This window comes from Campylobacter geochelonis, assembly GCF_013201685.1.
Classification (GTDB): domain Bacteria; phylum Campylobacterota; class Campylobacteria; order Campylobacterales; family Campylobacteraceae; genus Campylobacter_B; species Campylobacter_B geochelonis.
Genome location: NZ_CP053844.1, coordinates 1730384 through 1748667, shown reverse-complemented (window position 1 = coordinate 1748667; position 18284 = coordinate 1730384). Strand labels below are relative to the sequence as shown.

Here is an 18284-nt window from a genome sequence, read left to right as displayed (position 1 = left end):
GATTTTTAAGTCACGCGGATATGAGTAAACAAAGCAACGATACAAATTATCGTTGCGACTTTACGAACCACCGATTGCGAATATCGCGTGTTTTGCTTAAGCAAATTAAGGTATTAAAAAATGGCTAGAATCGGATTTTTAAGTCACGCGGATATGAGCCTCTACTTCTTTCGCGCTCCAATTATGAGGGAGTTAGCAAAAATGGGGCATGAAGTCTTTGCTATAGCTCCAAAAGGAGCCTATACAAAAGAGCTTGAAAAGGAGTTTAACACCGTAACTTACGAGCTTGATAAGGCTAGTATAAATCCGTTTAAGGTTTTTGATAACAACTCAAATTTAAAAGAAGTTTTAAAAAGCTTAAATTTAGATATGCTTCAAACTTCAGCCCACAAATCAAACGTTTTTGGCACATTTGTAGCCAAAGATATCGGCATAAAAGTTGTGCTAAATTTAGTCGAAGGTTTGGGTAGTTTTTATATAGACAGCGATTTTAAAACTAGAGCTATTTGCTTTATAATCGAACGGCTGTATAAAAAAGCTTTTAGCAAATCAAATGGCTGCATTTTTGTAAATGACTCAGATCCAGACTATATGATAAGTAAAAATTTAATAGATAAAAACAAGGTTTTTCGTATAAAAAGCGTTGGGGTAAACAGCGCTAAATTTGATAACAAGCTTTATAAAAGCTTAAATTTAAGCGATAAAAAAGTCGTTTTGATGATGGGTAGGGCTATGTGGCATAAGGGCGTGCGCGAGTTTTACGAGGCAGCTAAGCTTTTAAAACACAGAAAAGACTGCGTTTTTGTCTTTGTGGGCGAGGGTTATGAGGGAAATAAATCAAGCGCAAATGAGGCATTTTTAAAAGATGAAAATGTAATGTGGCTTGGCTGGAGGCGCGATATTTGCGAGCTTTATAAAAGCGCTTATATGTTCGTGCTTCCAAGCTACAAAGAGGGCTTTCCTATCACTGTTTTAGAGGCTATGAGTATGAGTTTGCCTGTTGTGGTTAGTGATTGTGATGGGTGCGTTGAAGCGGTTAAAGATGGCGCGAATGGGCTTATTTGTAAGATGAAAGATAGTGCGGATTTGGCTAGTAAGATTGAGAGTTTGCTTGATGATGAAAATATGGCTAAAAAAATGGGCGAAAATGGGCGAAATATGGTCTTAGAAAAATACGATGAAAAGATAATCGTTGAAAAATATATAGAAATTTATAAGGAATTTATCGATGTATAGTATGTTTTTTAAGCGAATTTTAGACTTTTTTGGTGCGTTGATTTTGATAGTTTTAACCTCGCCAATCATGCTTATAGTCTATTTTTTAGTGCGCAAAAACATAAGCCACACACCCATTTTTAGGCAAGAAAGACCGGGTTTGAATGAAAAAATTTTTAAAATTTATAAATTTAAAACAATGAGCGATGAAAAAGATGAAAATGGCGAACTTCTACCAGATGAGCTTCGTTTAAACGAGTATGGCAAAAAAATCAGAAGTCTAAGCCTTGATGAGCTTCCACAGCTTTTTAATGTGCTAAAAGGCGATATGAGTTTTATCGGTCCTAGACCACTTTTAGTTGAATATCTTAAAATTTACTCTTCAAACCAACGTCTTCGTCATACCGTTCGCCCAGGGATTACTGGACTTGCGCAAGTTAATGGGCGAAATGCGATAAGTTGGGAAAAAAAGTTTGAGTATGATACGCAGTACGCGCGTAATCTAACCTTTATGCAAGATGTTAAAATCGCACTTTTAACGATAAAAAAAGTGATTAAAAAAGATGGCGTTAGCAAAGAAGGCATGGCTACAACGGAGAAATTTAATGGTAAAAACTAAGATTTATATCTATGGAGCAAGCGGACATGGGCAAGTTTTATCTGATATCGCAAGAGCTTGTGGATACGATGAGGTTGTGTTTTTAGATGATAGTAGTGATACTAAATTTAGCAAAGATTTACCTAAATTTGATATCTTTATAGGCGTTGGAGTAAACGATACAAGAGCTATACTACAAGAAAAAGTTCAAAAGTGTGGTTTTAAAGTAGTAAATTTAATCCACCCAAGCGCCGTGATTTCGCCAAGTGCTAAATTTGGAGTTGGAGTTTGTGTTATGCCAAATGTCGTTGTAAATGCTTTTGCAAAAGTTAGTGATGGTGTGATTTTAAACTCAGGTTGTGTTGTTGAACATGAATGCGTTATAGAGCGTTTTGCTCACATTAGCCCAAATGCCGCGCTTGCTGGAAATGTCTACGTTGGTGAGTTTTCTCACATCGGCATTGGTTCAAGTGTGATTCAAGGGATAAAAATAGGCTCAAATGTTAGCGTTGGAGCCGGTTCGGTTGTGGTGCGAAATTTAGCACCAAATGGCGTATATGTAGGCGTTCCAACTAAATTTATAAAGGAGAAATAGTGCCAAAAGATGCAAACTCAAACGAGCTAAATGCGGGCGATAGTATAAGTGTGATTAAGGATTTGAAGTTAAAAGGGACAAGCGGAATTATCAAGCAAGGCACAAAAGCAAAGAGCATAAAACTCACTTCAAAAGATGATGAAATCGAGTGCAGGCTTGATAAATACGGCGTTGTCGTGTTAAAAACTTGTTTTGTTAAAAAGATTTAACTAAAAGCAAAAAAAGAAAGGTATAAAATGGCAAGAATTTTTCTTAGCCCCCCAAATATAGGAAAAAACGAAGAGCTATATGTAAAAAAAGTTTTTGAAAGCAACTATATAGCACCTCTTGGCGAGTATGTTAATAAATTTGAAGACAGTATAAAAGCTTATTGTAAAGTTGATGACGCTTTAGCATTAAATGCCGGTACAGCTGCGCTTCACTTAGCACTTCGTGTGCTTGGGATTAAAGATGGCGATGTTGTTTTAGCCTCTAGTTTTACCTTTGCAGCTTCGGTTAATCCCATCCTTTATGAAAGATGTGAGCCTGTGTTTATCGACTGCGATGAGAGTTGGAATTTAAGTCCAGAACTACTTAAAAAAGCGATTTTAACAGCACCTAAAAAACCAAAAGCTTTGATTGTTACTCATCTTTATGGGCAAGCTGCCAAGATGGATGAGATAATGGAAATTTGCGATAGTGAAAACATCGCAGTTATCGAAGATGCGGCTGAAGCACTTGGTGGCTGGTATAAAACTAAAGCTCTTGGAACAATCGGTAAAATGGGAGCTTTAAGCTTTAATGGTAACAAAATCATCACAACAAGTGGCGGCGGGATGTTGATCGGGCAAAAAGAGCTAGTAGAAAAAGCAAGGTATTATAGCACGCAAGCAAGAGAGCCGCTGCTTCACTATGAGCATAAAGATTTTGGATATAACTACCGCCTTAGCAATGTCTTAGGTGCGATTGGCGTTGGTCAAATGGAAGTTTTAGAGCAACGAGTTGCAAGAAAAAGAGAGATTTTTGAGCTTTATAAACTAAATTTAGCAAATTTAGACTTAGAATTTATGCCTGAAGTTGAAGAAAGCAGAGGCAACAGGTGGCTTACAACGCTTTTGTTTAAGCAAAAAAATGCCCACTTAAAAGTAATCGATGCTTTGGCAAAACAAGATATCGAAAGTCGCCCATTGTGGAAGCCGATGCATCTTCAGCCGTTGTTTAAAAACGCACTTGCAGTGGTTGATGGCACGAGCGAGGAGTATTTTGAGCGTGGAATTTGCTTACCAAGTGGAAGCGATTTAAAAGATGAAGAGATTGATAAAGTCTGTAAAATAGTCAAAGAAAATATATAAATTTGATTAAAAAATTAAAAAAGATAGATAAATGAAACTAAGTGAAATTTTTAAACCGACTAAATTAAGGCGAATCATATTTTTTATAACATGCGATATATTCGTATCGATTTTAGCGACTATTTGTGCATTTTTTCTTAGATTTAACGGAGATATACCAAATGAGTTTTATAAAGGTTTGCTTTTAGGTTGCGTAGTTCTAGCAGCTCTTAAGATTATATTTTTGTGGACTTTTAAAATTTATACCGTTCCGTGGCGATTTTTTGGGCTTTATGAGGCTAAAAAGATATTTTATGTTCATCTTATAGTTATGGCGATTTTCGCTGTGATTTTTGCTATCTTTTCAGATATTTTTCAGCCATTTCCACGAAGTGTTATCATTATAGACGCGGCACTTTCCTATATCCTTATAAGTGGAGTTAGAATTTCAAAAAGGCTATTTTTTGATAATGCTAAAATCACATCTAGCAATGAGCCTTGCGTTGTTATAGGAGCTACAAAAAAGGCGCTTCACGTGCTAAAAGGCATGAAAGAGGGTTATATAAACTACTACGCGGTTGGCGTTTTTGATGATAGAAAAAGCATGGTTGGAACAAGTTGTGAGAATTTTGTCGTTCAACCAAAGTCAAAATTAGCAAATTTGATAAAAAGCGATGAGGTTAAAACTGCGATTATAGCCTTAAAACTTGAGCAAGATGAGCTTAAAAAACTCTATGATGAGCTTATAGGTTATGGCATAAAAGATGTTAAAATTTTCTCACTTATCGGAGATGAAGAGAGTAAAATCAGAGATATTTCTATCGAGGATTTGCTAGCTAGAAAGCCAAAAGATTTAGATGATAGCGCGGTTAAAGAGTTTTTACACGATAAAGTTATCCTTGTAACTGGAGCTGGTGTGACTATCGGAAGTGAGATTTGCAAGCAGTGTTTGAAATTTGGTGCAAAATGCCTTATCATGGTAGATCATAGCGAATTTAACCTTTATAAAATCGACCAAGAAACAAATAGCGATGATAGAAATATCCTTAAAATGGTAAATATCGTTGATTTAGCCGAGATTGAAGAGGTATTTGGTGAGTTAAAACCAGAAGTAGTTATCCACGCTGCTGCTTACAAACATGTTCCGCTTTGTGAGTTAAATCCGCATATGGCGGTTAAAAACAACATTATCGGCACAAAAAACATAGTTGATATGTCTAAAAAATATGGTGTTAAAAAAGTCGTTATCATCTCAACAGACAAAGCCGTTCGCCCAACAAATATCATGGGAACAACAAAAAGAATTTGCGAAATTTACGCGCTAAACTCAAGCCAGATAGGAAAAACAGAAATCGTTGCTGTTCGTTTTGGCAACGTTCTTGGCTCAAGTGGAAGCGTGATACCTAAATTTAAATCCCAAATCAAAGCAAACCACGCATTAAGCGTAACTCATCCAGATATAGTTCGTTACTTTATGCTAGTAAGCGAAGCATGTCAGCTCGTGCTTCAAGCAGCTTCGATTGCAAAGGGTGGTGAGCTTTTTGTGCTTGATATGGGCGAGCAAGTTAAGATAGTTGATTTGGCTAAAAAGATGCTTCAACTAGCCAACAAAGCTGAGCTTGGTATCGAGTTTGTCGGACTTAGACCAGGGGAAAAGCTTTATGAAGAGGTTTTAATCGATGAAAATGATAAAAAGACCGAATTTGAGTCTATTTTTGTAACGAGTTCTAGTAGTTATGATTTAGAAAAGCTAAATTTGCAGATTAAAGAAATTTTAAATTCTCAAGGCGATGAAGTTGCTTTAAAACTTAAAGAGATTGTGCCTGAATTTAACCACGCGCTTAATAAAAAGGAAAATTAGTGTTTATAAAAGAGATTCAAGAATACAGCGATATAAGGCACAAAGCAAGAGCCTATCTGTCGTATCTATTTAACAGAAATATACAAAATTATCTGCCAAGTATAAGCAAAGAGCATGTTGAGCAAGGGCTAGAAAAACTAGCTCATGATGTGATTAAATTCGATGCTTTTTATATACTTGATAGAAATGGCGTTCAAGTTGGAAACAACTACAGCAACAACAAAGAGTATGTGATAGGAGATGGCGAAAACAGAAGCGGTAGATCTTACTACTACAACGCCGTAAAAGAGAAGCGTTGCTATCTAAGTGATCCTTATCCATCGTCGCTAACTGGTGAGCTTTGTGTTACGATGTCAATGCCTGTTTATAATGACAAAAAAGAGCTTATCTATATCGCTTGTATGGATATCTCTTTGGCTGATTTGCTAAGATTTATAAATCCAAGCTCGTTTGATGGAATTTTTGGTAAATTTACAAGAGGAATTTATACATTTTTTGCAGTAGCGCTTTTTATGATTTCATCATATCTTTTCTTTTTGGCTATGAGGAGTTTATACTATGTTTATACCCACGATACCGATGTTTCAGATATATTTGAATCAACCATTTTGCTAACTCTTGCATTAGCGATTTTCGATCTGGTTAAGACTATTTTTGAAGAGGAAGTTTTAGGACATAGTAACTCCAAAGAGGGCGGCTCAAATACGATGGTTAGGTTTATTGCTTCTATTATCATAGCTTTGGCGATTGAGTCGTTGATGTTGGTGTTTAAATTTGCTATTACAAATCCACAGCACGTGGTTTATGCGATATATCTAATTGCTGGAGTTGGGATAATGATGATATCTTTAAGTATATATATCTATATAAATAAAAAGGCAAAAGAGTGATAGGGATTATCGACTATGGAGCTGGAAATATACAAAGCGTTGTAAATGCGCTTGATTTTGTTGGAGCAAAGTCTAGCCTTGTTAAAAACGGCGATGATGTGAGTAAATTTGATAAAATTTTGCTTCCTGGAGTTGGAGCTTTTAGCGATGCGATGAGTAAGTTAAAAGATAGAAATTTAGACCAAGCGTTGCGTGAGTTTGTAAAGAGTGGAAAGCCATTTTTAGGCATTTGTCTTGGGCTTCAGCTTTTGTTTAAAGAAAGCGATGAGTTTGGACTTAGCAAAGGACTTGGCATACTAGATGGGCGAGTGGTTAAATTTGATAAAACTAAATTTAGACAAGACGAGCATCTTAAAATCCCGCACATCGGCTGGAATACCATGGAATTTACTCGCGATACAAAGCTAAATTTAGGTTTAAACAAAAGCGCTTATCTATACTTCGTTCACTCATATCACGTTGAGTGTGGCGATGATATTGTGCTAGCAAAAAGCAAATATGGATATGAGTTTGTAAGTGCAGTTTGCAAAGATAACATTTTTGCTATTCAGCCTCATCCTGAAAAAAGCCATGAAAATGGGATAAAGATACTAAAAAATTTTGTGGAGTTATAATGGAAATTTTACCAGCGATTGATTTAAAAGAAGGACTTGCAGTTAGGCTTAGTAAAGGGCTTATGGATAGCGCTAAAGTTTATAGCAAAGAGCCTTGGGAGCTTGCTAAAAAGTTTGAAGATATGGGAGCAAAATGGCTTCATATAGTTGATCTTGATGGAGCTTTTGCAGGTGAGGCAAGAAATCATAAAGTCATAGAAAAAATCGTTAGCTCAACTAACCTTAACATAGAAGTAGGTGGTGGAATTCGCGATGAAAAACGCATAATCGAGTATAAAAATTTAGGCGTTTATCGCTTTATTTTAGGCTCAATCGCACTTAAAAATCCGCAGTTTGTAAAAGATATGGCTTTAAAATACTCTCTTGTCGTAGGAATCGATGCAAAAGATGGCATGGTTGCAGTTGAGGGCTGGGCGGAAGTTAGCGATATGAGAGCTGTTGATTTGGCAAAAGAGTATGCAAATGCTGGAGTGGACGCGATAATTTGCACTGATATTAGCAAAGATGGCATGCTAAGTGGCGTAAATATCAAATTTAGCGAAGAAATCGCTATCGCAAGTGGAATTGACACCATAGCAAGTGGTGGAGTAAAGGATATAAACGATATAATAGCTGCAAAAAACAGTGGTAAAATCGCAGGCATAATAGTCGGAAAAGCGTATTATGAGGGAAAAATCGATTTAAAAGAGGCTTTTTCTTTAAGCTAAGCGAAATTTGAAGATAAATTTTGTAAAATCAAATTTTTCTAAAACTATTTAAAATTTAAAGGTAAAATTTTCATGAGTGATAATTTTTTTGAACTAACTATAAGTAGCACTAATGCAATCTCGCTTTTTAAAGACTTTGTTTTTGAGCTTGGTATCGAGTGCGTTGAAGAGAGAGAAAATTCATTTATAATACGCGATGAAGATAGTTTAGAAAATATTGAATTTGCACTTTTAGAATATAAAAAAATGCTTGAAAAAGAGTTAAATTTAGCTATTGATCTGAGTTTAAATTTACAAAGCAAAGAGAATATCGACTGGATAGAGCAGTATAAAAAGGGCGTTTCGCCAGTAGAAGTTGGAGAAATTTACATCCATCCTAGTTGGGAAGAGCCAAAAAATGGGCTTTTAAATGTTGTGATTGATCCTGCACTTGCTTTTGGTTCAGGGCATCATGAAAGCACAAATATGTGTTTAGAGCTTATTCAAAAGTATAAAAATGGCTATAAAACAGCGCTTGATGTTGGATGTGGGAGTGGAATTTTAAGCATTTCATTAAAAAAACTTGGGCTTGAAGTATTAGCGTGCGATACAGATGAGCAAGCTATACAAGCAAGCGTTGAAAATGCTAGCAAAAATGGCGTTAGTATAGATAAAACTTGGGTTGGTAGCATATCAAATTTAGATAAAAAGTGCGATATGGTGGTGGCAAACATTATAGCAGATGTGATTTTGATGCTTAAAAAAGAGTTGATTTTGAGTGTAAAAGATGGTGGGGTGTTGATTCTCTCAGGAATTTTAGAAAAATATCTTGAGCGAATCAAGGACAGCTTTAAAGAGCTTAAATTTGTTGAATTTGAGCAAAAAAATGAATGGGTTAGCCTTGTATTTAAAAAAGAAAGGGAAATATAAATTTGAGAAAAAATAGTCAAAACAGTCCTGAAAACGGGAATAACAATAATTTTTTTAACAAAAATCCTATTGTAGTTTTTTTGATTTTTGCGGTTTTAATAATTGTAATTTTTAGAGCTATGTCGCCAGATAGCGGTATAGGTGGTGGTATGAATGGCGGAGTGAATAAAAATATAACTTATTCAGAGCTTAAAAGCTTGATTAACGCTAAACAAATTTCAAAAGTCTACATCGGTCAAACTACGATTAAAGCTGAAGCTGGTGCTAATACGATTTATACAGTAAAAAAGGTTGAAGATCCAACTCTTGTGCCGACTTTAGAAGCCGAGAAAATACCATATGGTGCTTATAATGAGTCAAATTTCTTTACAGATATTTTATTTAGTTGGGTGATTCCGCTTGTTATATTTTTTGGAATTTGGATGTTTTTGGTAAGCCGTATGCAAAAAAATGTTGGTGGTGGAATACTTGGCGTTGGAAGCAGTAAAAAGCTAGTAAATTCAGAAAAACCAAATGTTAAATTTAGCGATGTTGCTGGAGTTGAAGAGGCTAAAGAAGAGGTTATGGAGATAGTAGATTATCTTAAAAATCCAGATAAATACCTTCGCTTAGGAGCAAAAATTCCAAAAGGAATACTGCTTGTTGGACCTCCAGGAACTGGTAAAACGCTTCTTGCAAGAGCTGTTGCTGGAGAGGCTGATGTGCCGTTTTTCTCTATTTCGGCATCAAGCTTTATAGAGATGTTTGTAGGCGTTGGAGCAAGTAGGGTTAGGGATTTGTTTGAAAATGCTAAAAAAGAAGCGCCATCAATCGTATTTATCGATGAGATTGATGCGATTGGAAAAAGCAGATCAAGCTCGCCTATGGGTGGAAATGATGAGAGAGAGCAGACGCTAAACCAGCTTTTATCGGAAATGGATGGCTTTGATGCGGATAAGTCGCCAGTTATCGTTATGGCTGCTACAAATAGACCTGAGATTTTAGATGCTGCGCTTTTGCGACCTGGCCGTTTTGATAGACAAGTTTTAGTTGATAAGCCTGATTTTAAGGGTAGAGTTGATATCTTGCGTATTCACATGAGAGGCGTTAAATTTGCTAAAGATGTTGATATCGAAGAGATTGGTCGTTTGACAACTGGACTTGCTGGAGCAGATTTAGAAAACATTGTAAATGAAGCAGCGCTTTTAGCAGGTAGAGAGTCAAAAGAGCATGTTGAGCAAAAAGATTTAATCGAAGCAGTTGAGAGAAGTATAGCTGGACTTGAGAAAAAATCGCGCCGTGTAAATCCAAAAGAAAAACGCATAGTTGCTTATCATGAGTGCGGACACGCGCTGATTGCTGAAGTTACAAAAGGTGCAAGAAAAGTTACAAAAGTTTCAATCATACCGCGTGGCTTAGCAGCGCTTGGATATACGCTAAATACGCCTGAAGAGAACAAATTTCTTATGCAACGCCACGAGCTTATAGCTGAAGTTGATGTGCTTTTAGGTGGGCGAGCAGCTGAGAAAGTCTTTATAAAAGAGATTTCAACTGGAGCTAGTAATGACCTTGAAAGGGCAACTGATATCATAAAAGCGATGATTTCGATGTATGGTATGAGTGATGTGGCTGGACTTATGGTGCTTGAAAAACAAAGAAATAACTTCTTATATGGTCAAACTATAAAAGACTATAGCGATAATATGGCACAAAAAGTTGATGAGCATGTAAAAGATATGCTTGCAAAAAGATTTGAAGATGTTGTAAATACTCTTGAGACTTACAAGCCAGCCATTGAAAGTATGGTAAAAGCTCTGTATAAAGAAGAGACAATCGAGGGCGAGAAAGTTCGCGAAATCATAAGAAATTATGAAGAAGAGAATGGGCTTCCTAGCCGTTTGGTTCCTTTAAAAGATGAAAACAACGAAGATATAGAAGAAGCTAAACATAAGGAAGAATAATGGATAATTTAGGGATAGTTTCAAAATATGGATTTAAAAATATCGCTATTTTAGGCGTTATTTTCTTGCTTTCTTTGATTTTTGATGAGTTGGAGTGCTTGTTTTTAATCCTGTTTTTGCTATCTCTTTTTATCTATAGAAATAGTGAAAGAGTTTCGCAAAATGATGAAGCAAACGCCATTCTTAGCCCAATTGATGGTAAGGTTATTTTAATTAGTCAAAGTGAAGAAAATAAAAAATTTATAAAAGTTGTTATAAAAAAAGGTCTTTTTGACTCTGGAGTTATAAGAGCGATTTGCGATATAAATGATGCTAGTATTTCAAGACGACATGGGCTTTTTTTATGTAATTTTATGAAAGATAGCAACCTTTTAAACGAAAAAATCACACTTAAATTTAACCACTTAAACGCTAAATTTGGTATGGAAGTTTTAGCTGGACCTCTTGCGAGGGTTTTGCATTTTGAAAGATTTACAAATTTAAAAGCCGCTAGAAGAGTTGGCTTTATGGTTGATGGAGAAGTTGTGCTTTTCTTGCCACAAGATACAAAACTTAGTGTAGAGGTTGGCGAGAAAGTAAAATCATGCGATTTGATAGGATTTATAGATGATGAAAAATAGTGAAAAACCATCTCAGATAATGTATCTAGTGCCAAATTTATTTACAGCAGCGAGCTGTTTTTTTGGAGTCTTAAGCGTTGTTGCTTCGATAAATGCAAGCTTTGAAAAAGCGATAATTTATATATTTATATCGCTTTTACTTGATGGGCTAGATGGAAGACTTGCTCGTATTACAAATACTACTTCAAAATTTGGTATAGAGTTTGACTCGCTTGCCGATGTTATCGCTTTTGGCGTAGCTCCAGCGATACTTTTTTATCAAACTATCGGGCATGAGTTCGCTAGAATGGGAGTTTTAGCAAGCGGTATGTTTGTAGTATTTGGCGCTGTTAGGCTGGCTAGATTTAACATCACAACTATGGAGAACGAACCAAATGTTTTTATAGGTTTGCCTATTCCAACGGCTGCGATTTCTATAGCGATATGGATAAATTTCTATCTTGATTATGGATTTTTAAAGCACTATGAGTGGGTTTATATCTTTGCTATGATGGTAACTTCGCTCTTAATGGTTAGTAATATCCGCTATCCAAGTTTTAAAAAAATCGATTTTAAAACAGCAAAATTTGGTAAAATTCTTATCATAGCGATGATTTTACTTGCTATTTTATATGTTAGTCCAGTTGAGTCTGTTACGCTTATTGTTACTTTATATATATTTTATGGAATTTTTAGAGCAATTTATAATGTTTATATTGCTAAATTTAAAAAAAGATAGTACAATCAATAAATTTTATCATTTAAGGAGGGCGTATGAGTATAGGTGTCATAAAATCTATAAAATTTTTACCAAAAATTGAAATCAAAAACGCGCTCCTTAGTCTGCTCTAATCTTTCAATCACTTTTTTAAATAAACAAAATAGATAAAACAAACAAAAGGACAAAAAATGGATAACAATAAAATTATTATATTTGATACGACTTTAAGAGATGGCGAGCAAAGCCCAGGCGCTTCGATGAATACAGAAGAAAAAATCCAAATCGCACTTCAGTTAGATAGACTTGGGGTTGATGTTATGGAAGCTGGTTTTGCAGCTGCTAGTGCTGGGGATTTTGATGCGATAAATCAGATAGCAAAAGAGGTTGATTATATAAGAGTATGCTCGCTAGCACGTGCTGTCGATAAGGACATAAAAGCAGCTGGAGAAGCGGTGGCGAATGCAAGAAACAAACGAATCCATACATTTATAGCAACCAGCCCGATTCACATGGAATACAAGCTTAAAATGACTCCAGATGAAGTGATAAAACGTGCAGTTCACGCAGTAGAGTATGCTAAAAGCTTTGTTGATGATGTAGAGTTTAGCTGTGAGGATGCGGGCCGAACTGAAATAAACTTTATGAAAGAGATAGTTGATGCGGTTATAAAAGCCGGTGCAACAACGATAAATTTACCAGATACTGTAGGATATCGCCTCCCATCTGAACTTTATGATATGATAAAGCAGATGTATAAATTTATAGATGGTAGAGCGGTTATTTCCGTGCATAACCACAACGATTTAGGGCTTGCTACGGCAAATTCGCTAGCTTGTATACAAGCTGGTGCAAGGCAGGTAGAATGCACGATAAATGGGCTTGGTGAGAGAGCTGGAAATGCAGCACTTGAAGAGATAGTCATGGCTATAAAAACTAGACAAGATATATTTGCGCCACTTTATACAAACATAGTTTGTAAAGAAATTTATCCATCAAGCCGCTTAGTAGCTTCTATCACTGGTATAGAGCCTCAACCAAACAAAGCGATTGTTGGTAAAAACGCCTTTGCTCATGAGAGTGGAATTCATCAAGATGGTATGCTAAAACACGCCAAAACATATGAGATAATCAGCGCAGAAGATATAGGCTTGGAAAAAAACAGTTTGGTTTTAGGCAAACACTCTGGAAGACATGCCTTTAAAGATAGGCTTTCTAGCTTGGGATATGATCTTGAAGCAAGCGAGATTGATAAAGCATTTGAGAAATTTAAAGACTTAGCCGATAGGAAAAAAGATATATTTGATGATGATTTGCGCGCTCTTGTGGCTGACGAGATTATAAAAATTCACAAAGCTTACGAGATAGTAACTCTTAGCACAAATGGTTGCAACAAGGGTCATGCAAGCGCTTCTTTGACTATTAGACACAATGATGAGCTTATAAGCGACTCTGCACTTGGAAACGGAACTGTGGATGCGCTATTTAAGACAATAGATAGAATTTCTGGAATTCATGGCAACTTAAAAGACTATCATGTAAATGCCGTTTCGCAAGGCAAAGATGCACTAGCAAAAGTTGTGGTAAAAGTGCAGTTTGATGGGGATAATGCAGTTATAGGTCATGGTCTTGATCTTGATACTATGCTAGCAACCGCAAAAGCCTATGTTGGTGCGCTTAATAGCCATATTTTGATGAAAAAACAGATAAATAAATAAAATTTTGGGAGTAAATTTAGGGTTAAATTTACTCCTTTTTTAAATTTATCTACTAAATTTTTGTGTTTTTAGTATTTTGGATTTTTGATGATTTTTCGCTAGTTTTGTATCTTCATAAATTTATAAGGCTTGGATTATGGCGATAGTTTTATAATAAAATTTATTTATGTAATTTTATCATTATTTGTATTTAAATAAGAAAAATTTATCCAAAGCTATAAACTAATCGCTTTTAAAAAATATATGTTTTTCTAAATTTACGCGTGCGATATCGCAGATAAAAAGCAAAGTTAAAAACTTTTCTAAATGATGTTGTATTTATATAAAATTTTATAATATATACTAAGCAAATTTATATCAGTTTAATACATCTAAAATATATCTGAATACTATTTTTATCACTACAAATGCCATAAACCAAGAAAAGATAAAGCATAATTTTATATAAAAATCGCTATCAAGATAAACTCTTTTAACCAGCGAAGTGGTGTTTTACCACTTTTATAAAAGCATTAAAACGGCAGTATAACAAAGATTTCGCAAAAATAACCAAATTTTTCACTACAATAAGATTTGATAAATAGCGAAATTTTATATCAAAATTTACTTTCAAAACTCATTGTTTATAGACAAAATAAATCTGATTTAAAACATCATGACAAATTTTGCTAGTTTAAAACGTTACGCCTATCTGCATATTTTAAAAATGTTATAATATAAAATTATAAAAATTTAGAGAATTTGCTAAATTTGGTTTAAATTTTCATAATTTTACTAACAAAATTTAGCTATAATTGCCACAACAAAGGCAAAAAGTGTTATATCTAAAATATCTTTTAACTATATTTATCGGCTTTTTGGGCGGTTTTAGCTTTTCTATGCTAAACATGCCATTACCGTGGCTTTTAGGACCGATTGTTTCGGTTATGATAGCGACTAGGTTTTTGGATTTAGTAAAGCCAACAGCTGTGATAAACTCAGCTCGAGCCACGCTTGGTATCATTATAGGAAGTGCTTTCACGCCCCAAATCATCGCGCTTTTACCGCAATACATTTTTTCTCTTTTGATGCTTGTGCCGATGGTTTTGGTTTTGGCGGTTTTTGGAGTGTATTACTATGAAAAAGTGATGAAATTTGACCGCATAACGGCATTTTTTAGCTCGATTCCGGGTGGAATTTTAGAGATGATTTTAATCGCTAAAGATTGTAATGCTGATATTAAAAAAGTAGCGCTTTCTCAGTCGATTCGGGTGCTTTTTTTGATATTTTTTCTCCCGCTTGTGGTTGCGCATTTTACTACTGTAAACATAAATGGAAATTTTGCCATCACGCAAAAGTTGATTGATACTAGTTTTTCAGATATGATTTTAATGATACTAGCTGGAGTAATCGGCGTAAAAATAGCGCTTAAACTCAATCTCGTTGGAGCTTACATAGTCGGTTCTATGGTGGTTTCTAGTATATTTTATATGTGTGGGTTTATACACAGCAAGCCACCAGATGAAGTTATAAAACTAGCGCAAATCGTGCTAGGCTCAAGCATTGGTTTTGCGTTTTATAAAATCTCAATTCGCGAAGTCGTTAAAAACATAGCCGCGACTTTTGGATACTTTATCGGTATTAGTTTGGTTTGCGCTGGGTTTATATTTTTGATGGCTAAATTTAGTGATTTTCCTTTACTTTCAATTATTTTAGCTTTTAGTCCAGGCGGGCAGTCTGAAGTAAATATGATAGCCATAACTCTTGCTACAGATATCCCATATATCGCAATACATCATCTTTTTAGAGTCTTTTTTATAACAGGAGTTTTACCAAATTTAGTTAAGAAACTTTAGCGAAGTTGGCTAAATTTAGCTTTATGTTCGAGTTTAAAAAAGATAAAATCTTCTATATATTGTTTAAATTTACCTAAATTTATAGCACACTCCAAAGTAAAAATCTAGTTTTAAAATCGCTTAGTTTAGCAAGTAAAATCAAAACTATTTTGTAAAATGGTTTTAATTTTGGCTGATACAAGATAAATTTATATATTTTCATTAAATTTGATAGATTAAATTTAAATATTTTGATTTATACAACCATACAACAGTTTTAATATCTTAAATAAAGTTAAACATAACAAGCCAAATTTTGCCTAGTTTGGCACAAATTTAGCTCTAATTCACCCTAAATTTAGAGCCAATCTTATCTTGCATTTTTAAAAAAGTATAGAAATTTAAGCGATTTGCTTACTAAATTTCTTAAATTTGGAGTGTGTAAAAACAATCCACCAAGCACCCCTATAAGGCTTCCAAGAACAATGTCTTCAAGTCTTGTTAAGACTATAAGAGTGCTACTATCAGCGCTTATAACGCCACTGCTTTCAGCCATCAATATAGTCATAGGCGTGATAAAAAGCATGGCAAATCCGTAGTTTCGCACGACAAAATACTCAGAAAGGAAGCTAAAAAGCATTATCAAAACAGCTATGCTCCACTCATTTAAGCTAAAACTTAGCAAAACCCACGAGAGCCCAACGCCAACAGCCGTACCAACGACTCTGTGAAGTTGTCTTATCCAAGTAGAGCGCATTGTCATGCCTTGCATTATCGCAACACAAGTTATCGGCACCCAATACGGCTTTTCAAGTCCGATTAGTCCAGCAACAAAAACAGAAAGTCCTACAAAAATGCCGATTATCACTGGATCTACGATAACCTCTTCAAAGCCAAGATATGTGTGCTCTTTAGGCGTTTCTATCGCTGTTTTTTGAAATGTTGCGATGCTATAGATAAAAGCAATCACACAAGCAAACATCGTTCCTATTAGCACAAGACCACTTAAATAAGGCAAATTCGCAACCTCAAAAGGCATATAAGCACCAAGAGTTGCAAGCATGATAAAGAAGAAATTTCCAGGAGTATTTAGTTGATAAAACCTGCAAACCATCGCACCAAGGCTTGCTATCATGCCTAAAACTAGTCCGATTAGAGTTGGACTAAAGTGGCTTAATGCACCAAGGGTAAATGATGTCGCCATACCAAAGGAACAAGCCATTAAAATGACCATTCTGTGGTGAATTTTTGTCTTTGGAATGTATAAAAACACAAGCCCACCAAGCGAAGCGACTATGCCGTAATTTAACTTGTCAAAATACGCACTCACAAGCAACGGCGCTCCAACGCAAATCGCACAAGCAAAGGGAAGTTGCCAGATACGATCTGTTTTGTTAAAATAAAAAAGTTGTGAAAATAGCTCTTTTAGCATTACATATATTTTTCAAGCACTTTTGGAATTTCTATACTTCCATCAGCTTTTTGATAGGTTTCCATAATGGCTATTAAGGTTCGTCCAACAGCCAAGCTTGAGCCATTTAGCGTATGAGCTAGAGTGTTTTTCTTGCCATCTTTATAGCGGATTTTAGCCCTTCTTGCTTGAAAATCACGACAGTTTGAAATCGAACTAATCTCGCGGTATTTACCTTGTCCAGGAAGCCAAACTTCAAGATCAATTGTCTTTGCCGCGCTAAATCCAAGATCGCCACTACAAAGTAGCATATGGCGATGGGCTAAACCAAGCGAAGTTAGCAAATCACTAGCACAAGATACCATCTGTTTAAAGACTTCATCGCTCTCATTAGCTTTTGTGATAGAAACTAACTCAACTTTTTCAAACTGATGTTGGCGTATCATACCGCGAGTATCGCGTCCTGCAGAGCCCGCTTCTTTGCGGAAGCAGTGGCTATAACAAGTAAATTTTAATGGAAGCTCATCAAGGTTTAAAATCTCATCGTTAAAAAGGTTTGTTACTGGAACTTCGCTTGTTGGGATAAGGTATAAATCAAGCTCATCATCATCGATTTTATATAAATCATCGGCAAATTTAGGCAGCTGTCCAGTGCCATAAAGAATCTCAGGTCGCACCAAAAATGGCACATTTACAAGCTCAAATCCACGGCTTTGGTTAAAGTCAATCATATAATTAACAAGCGCTTTATTAAGCTTTGCGCCAAGCCCACGAATCACAGTAAAACGACTCCCGCTTAGCTTAGCTCCTCTTTCAAAATCAAGCCAGTTTGTAAGCTCATAGTGGTTTTTGGGACTAAAGTCAAAAACAGGTGGCTCAAGAACTTTGCAAAGCTCGATATTTTCGTTCTCATCAGCTCCAAATGGCACATCATCATCGATGATATTTGGCACGCAAGAGGCGATTTCATCGAGGTTTTTTTCAAGCTCTTTAACGACTGCTTCGCTTGTTTGGATACGCGTTTTGTTCTCTTCAAGACTTGCTTTTAAAGATGTGATATCCTCGCCATTTCGCGCTTTTATGCCAACTTCTTTGCTTTTTGCATTTTGCACGCTTTGAAGCTCTTCAAGGGCTTGTTTTTGGGATTTTAACTCGTTGTATGTTTTTAGCAGGTTTTCTAAAACTTGCGGGTTTGTTTTTTTGGCTATAAGTTTGCGGTTAAACTCATCAAAATTTGTTTCAATTAGTTTTAAATTTATCATTTTTGACCTTAAATTTATGATTTAAGTTGCATTTTACCCAAATTTAGCTTTAAATTTAAGAACTGTGTGAGCTAAATTTAGACTAAATTTGTTTAAAAACTAAATTATATGTAGATAAATTTA

General features: G+C 35.4%; 17 protein-coding genes. 15 read left to right on the top strand and 2 right to left on the bottom strand.

Annotated features, from left to right (window positions below; translation table 11 throughout):
• Positions 1-120: 120 nt before the first annotated feature.
• The 15 genes from pglA (at position 121) to CGEO_RS07960 (ending at position 15509) form a co-directional block, all read left to right on the top strand.
• Positions 121-1236, top strand: coding sequence for a N,N'-diacetylbacillosaminyl-diphospho-undecaprenol alpha-1,3-N-acetylgalactosaminyltransferase (gene pglA, locus CGEO_RS08030; RefSeq protein WP_075531428.1), 1116 nt, complete (start codon positions 121-123; stop codon positions 1234-1236).
• Entirely contained in the window at positions 1229-1834 is a 606-nt protein-coding gene (gene pglC / locus CGEO_RS08025; RefSeq protein WP_075540147.1) for an undecaprenyl phosphate N,N'-diacetylbacillosamine 1-phosphate transferase, read from the top strand. Before pglA ends, pglC begins: the two co-directional genes overlap by 8 nt.
• Positions 1821-2408 carry a UDP-N-acetylbacillosamine N-acetyltransferase gene (gene pglD, locus CGEO_RS08020; protein ID WP_075540148.1) on the top strand — a complete coding sequence of 196 codons (588 nt, stop codon included), beginning with the start codon at positions 1821-1823 and terminating at the stop codon, positions 2406-2408. Before pglC ends, pglD begins: the two co-directional genes overlap by 14 nt.
• A complete protein-coding gene (locus tag CGEO_RS08015) occupies positions 2408-2617 on the top strand; it encodes an alkylphosphonate utilization protein (protein ID WP_075494519.1) in 210 nt (69 codons plus the stop codon). Before pglD ends, CGEO_RS08015 begins: the two co-directional genes overlap by 1 nt.
• Before the next feature lie 27 nt (positions 2618-2644).
• On the top strand, positions 2645-3739 hold the full coding sequence (gene pglE / locus CGEO_RS08010; protein ID WP_075494518.1) for a UDP-N-acetylbacillosamine transaminase: 1095 nt from the start codon (positions 2645-2647) through the stop codon (positions 3737-3739).
• Between the two features lie 31 nt (positions 3740-3770).
• Complete coding sequence (pglF, locus tag CGEO_RS08005) at positions 3771-5579, top strand: UDP-N-acetylglucosamine 4,6-dehydratase (configuration-retaining) (RefSeq protein ID WP_172658130.1); 1809 nt, start codon at positions 3771-3773, stop codon at positions 5577-5579.
• Positions 5579-6469: a PDC sensor domain-containing protein gene (locus CGEO_RS08000; protein ID WP_075494517.1), complete on the top strand. Its 891-nt coding sequence runs from the start codon at positions 5579-5581 to the stop codon at positions 6467-6469. Before pglF ends, CGEO_RS08000 begins: the two co-directional genes overlap by 1 nt.
• Positions 6466-7083, top strand: a complete 618-nt coding sequence (gene hisH, locus CGEO_RS07995) for an imidazole glycerol phosphate synthase subunit HisH (protein WP_075540149.1) — start codon at positions 6466-6468, stop codon at positions 7081-7083. Before CGEO_RS08000 ends, hisH begins: the two co-directional genes overlap by 4 nt.
• Positions 7083-7790, top strand: a complete 708-nt coding sequence (gene hisA / locus CGEO_RS07990) for a 1-(5-phosphoribosyl)-5-[(5-phosphoribosylamino)methylideneamino]imidazole-4-carboxamide isomerase (RefSeq protein ID WP_075494515.1) — start codon at positions 7083-7085, stop codon at positions 7788-7790. The genes hisH and hisA overlap by 1 nt, the downstream gene beginning before the upstream one ends.
• A 72-nt stretch (positions 7791-7862) precedes the next feature.
• On the top strand, positions 7863-8699 hold the full coding sequence (locus tag CGEO_RS07985; RefSeq protein ID WP_075540150.1) for a 50S ribosomal protein L11 methyltransferase: 837 nt from the start codon (positions 7863-7865) through the stop codon (positions 8697-8699).
• A 2-nt stretch (positions 8700-8701) separates the two neighbouring features.
• Positions 8702-10639, top strand: coding sequence for an ATP-dependent zinc metalloprotease FtsH (gene ftsH / locus CGEO_RS07980; RefSeq protein WP_106381570.1), 1938 nt, complete (start codon positions 8702-8704; stop codon positions 10637-10639).
• Positions 10639-11259 carry a phosphatidylserine decarboxylase gene (locus tag CGEO_RS07975; RefSeq protein WP_075540152.1) on the top strand — a complete coding sequence of 207 codons (621 nt, stop codon included), beginning with the start codon at positions 10639-10641 and terminating at the stop codon, positions 11257-11259. Before ftsH ends, CGEO_RS07975 begins: the two co-directional genes overlap by 1 nt.
• On the top strand, positions 11249-11977 hold the full coding sequence (gene pssA / locus CGEO_RS07970; RefSeq protein ID WP_075494586.1) for a CDP-diacylglycerol--serine O-phosphatidyltransferase: 729 nt from the start codon (positions 11249-11251) through the stop codon (positions 11975-11977). The genes CGEO_RS07975 and pssA overlap by 11 nt, the downstream gene beginning before the upstream one ends.
• A 170-nt stretch (positions 11978-12147) precedes the next feature.
• Positions 12148-13674 carry a 2-isopropylmalate synthase gene (locus tag CGEO_RS07965; RefSeq protein WP_075540153.1) on the top strand — a complete coding sequence of 509 codons (1527 nt, stop codon included), beginning with the start codon at positions 12148-12150 and terminating at the stop codon, positions 13672-13674.
• A gap of 815 nt (positions 13675-14489) precedes the next feature.
• Entirely contained in the window at positions 14490-15509 is a 1020-nt protein-coding gene (locus tag CGEO_RS07960) for an AbrB family transcriptional regulator (RefSeq protein ID WP_075494510.1), read from the top strand.
• Positions 15510-15858: 349 nt separating this feature from the next.
• Here the strand turns inward: CGEO_RS07960 and CGEO_RS07955 are convergent, their stop codons facing one another.
• Positions 15859-16920 carry an FUSC family protein gene (locus CGEO_RS07955; RefSeq protein WP_075531422.1) on the bottom strand — a complete coding sequence of 354 codons (1062 nt, stop codon included), beginning with the start codon at positions 16918-16920 and terminating at the stop codon, positions 15859-15861.
• Complete coding sequence (gene serS / locus CGEO_RS07950) at positions 16920-18161, bottom strand: serine--tRNA ligase (protein ID WP_075531421.1); 1242 nt, start codon at positions 18159-18161, stop codon at positions 16920-16922. Before serS ends, CGEO_RS07955 begins: the two co-directional genes overlap by 1 nt.
• Positions 18162-18284: the final 123 nt, after the last annotated feature.

Excerpts from the sequence above, each read along its gene's own strand:
- CGEO_RS07975 (WP_075540152.1), top strand. The coding sequence starts at position 10,639 with ATGGATAATTTAGGGATAGTTTCAAAATATGGATTTAAAAATATCGCT.
- CGEO_RS07965 (WP_075540153.1), top strand. The coding sequence starts at position 12,148 with ATGGATAACAATAAAATTATTATATTTGATACGACTTTAAGAGATGGC.
- pssA (WP_075494586.1), top strand. The coding sequence starts at position 11,249 with ATGAAAAATAGTGAAAAACCATCTCAGATAATGTATCTAGTGCCAAAT.
- CGEO_RS07985 (WP_075540150.1), top strand. The coding sequence starts at position 7,863 with ATGAGTGATAATTTTTTTGAACTAACTATAAGTAGCACTAATGCAATC.
- pglD (WP_075540148.1), top strand. The coding sequence starts at position 1,821 with ATGGTAAAAACTAAGATTTATATCTATGGAGCAAGCGGACATGGGCAA.
- hisA (WP_075494515.1), top strand. The coding sequence starts at position 7,083 with ATGGAAATTTTACCAGCGATTGATTTAAAAGAAGGACTTGCAGTTAGG.
- pglC (WP_075540147.1), top strand. The coding sequence starts at position 1,229 with ATGTATAGTATGTTTTTTAAGCGAATTTTAGACTTTTTTGGTGCGTTG.
- CGEO_RS07955 (WP_075531422.1), bottom strand. The coding sequence starts at position 16,920 with ATGCTAAAAGAGCTATTTTCACAACTTTTTTATTTTAACAAAACAGAT.
- pglF (WP_172658130.1), top strand. The coding sequence starts at position 3,771 with ATGAAACTAAGTGAAATTTTTAAACCGACTAAATTAAGGCGAATCATA.
- pglE (WP_075494518.1), top strand. The coding sequence starts at position 2,645 with ATGGCAAGAATTTTTCTTAGCCCCCCAAATATAGGAAAAAACGAAGAG.
- pglA (WP_075531428.1), top strand. The coding sequence starts at position 121 with ATGGCTAGAATCGGATTTTTAAGTCACGCGGATATGAGCCTCTACTTC.
- serS (WP_075531421.1), bottom strand. The coding sequence starts at position 18,161 with ATGATAAATTTAAAACTAATTGAAACAAATTTTGATGAGTTTAACCGC.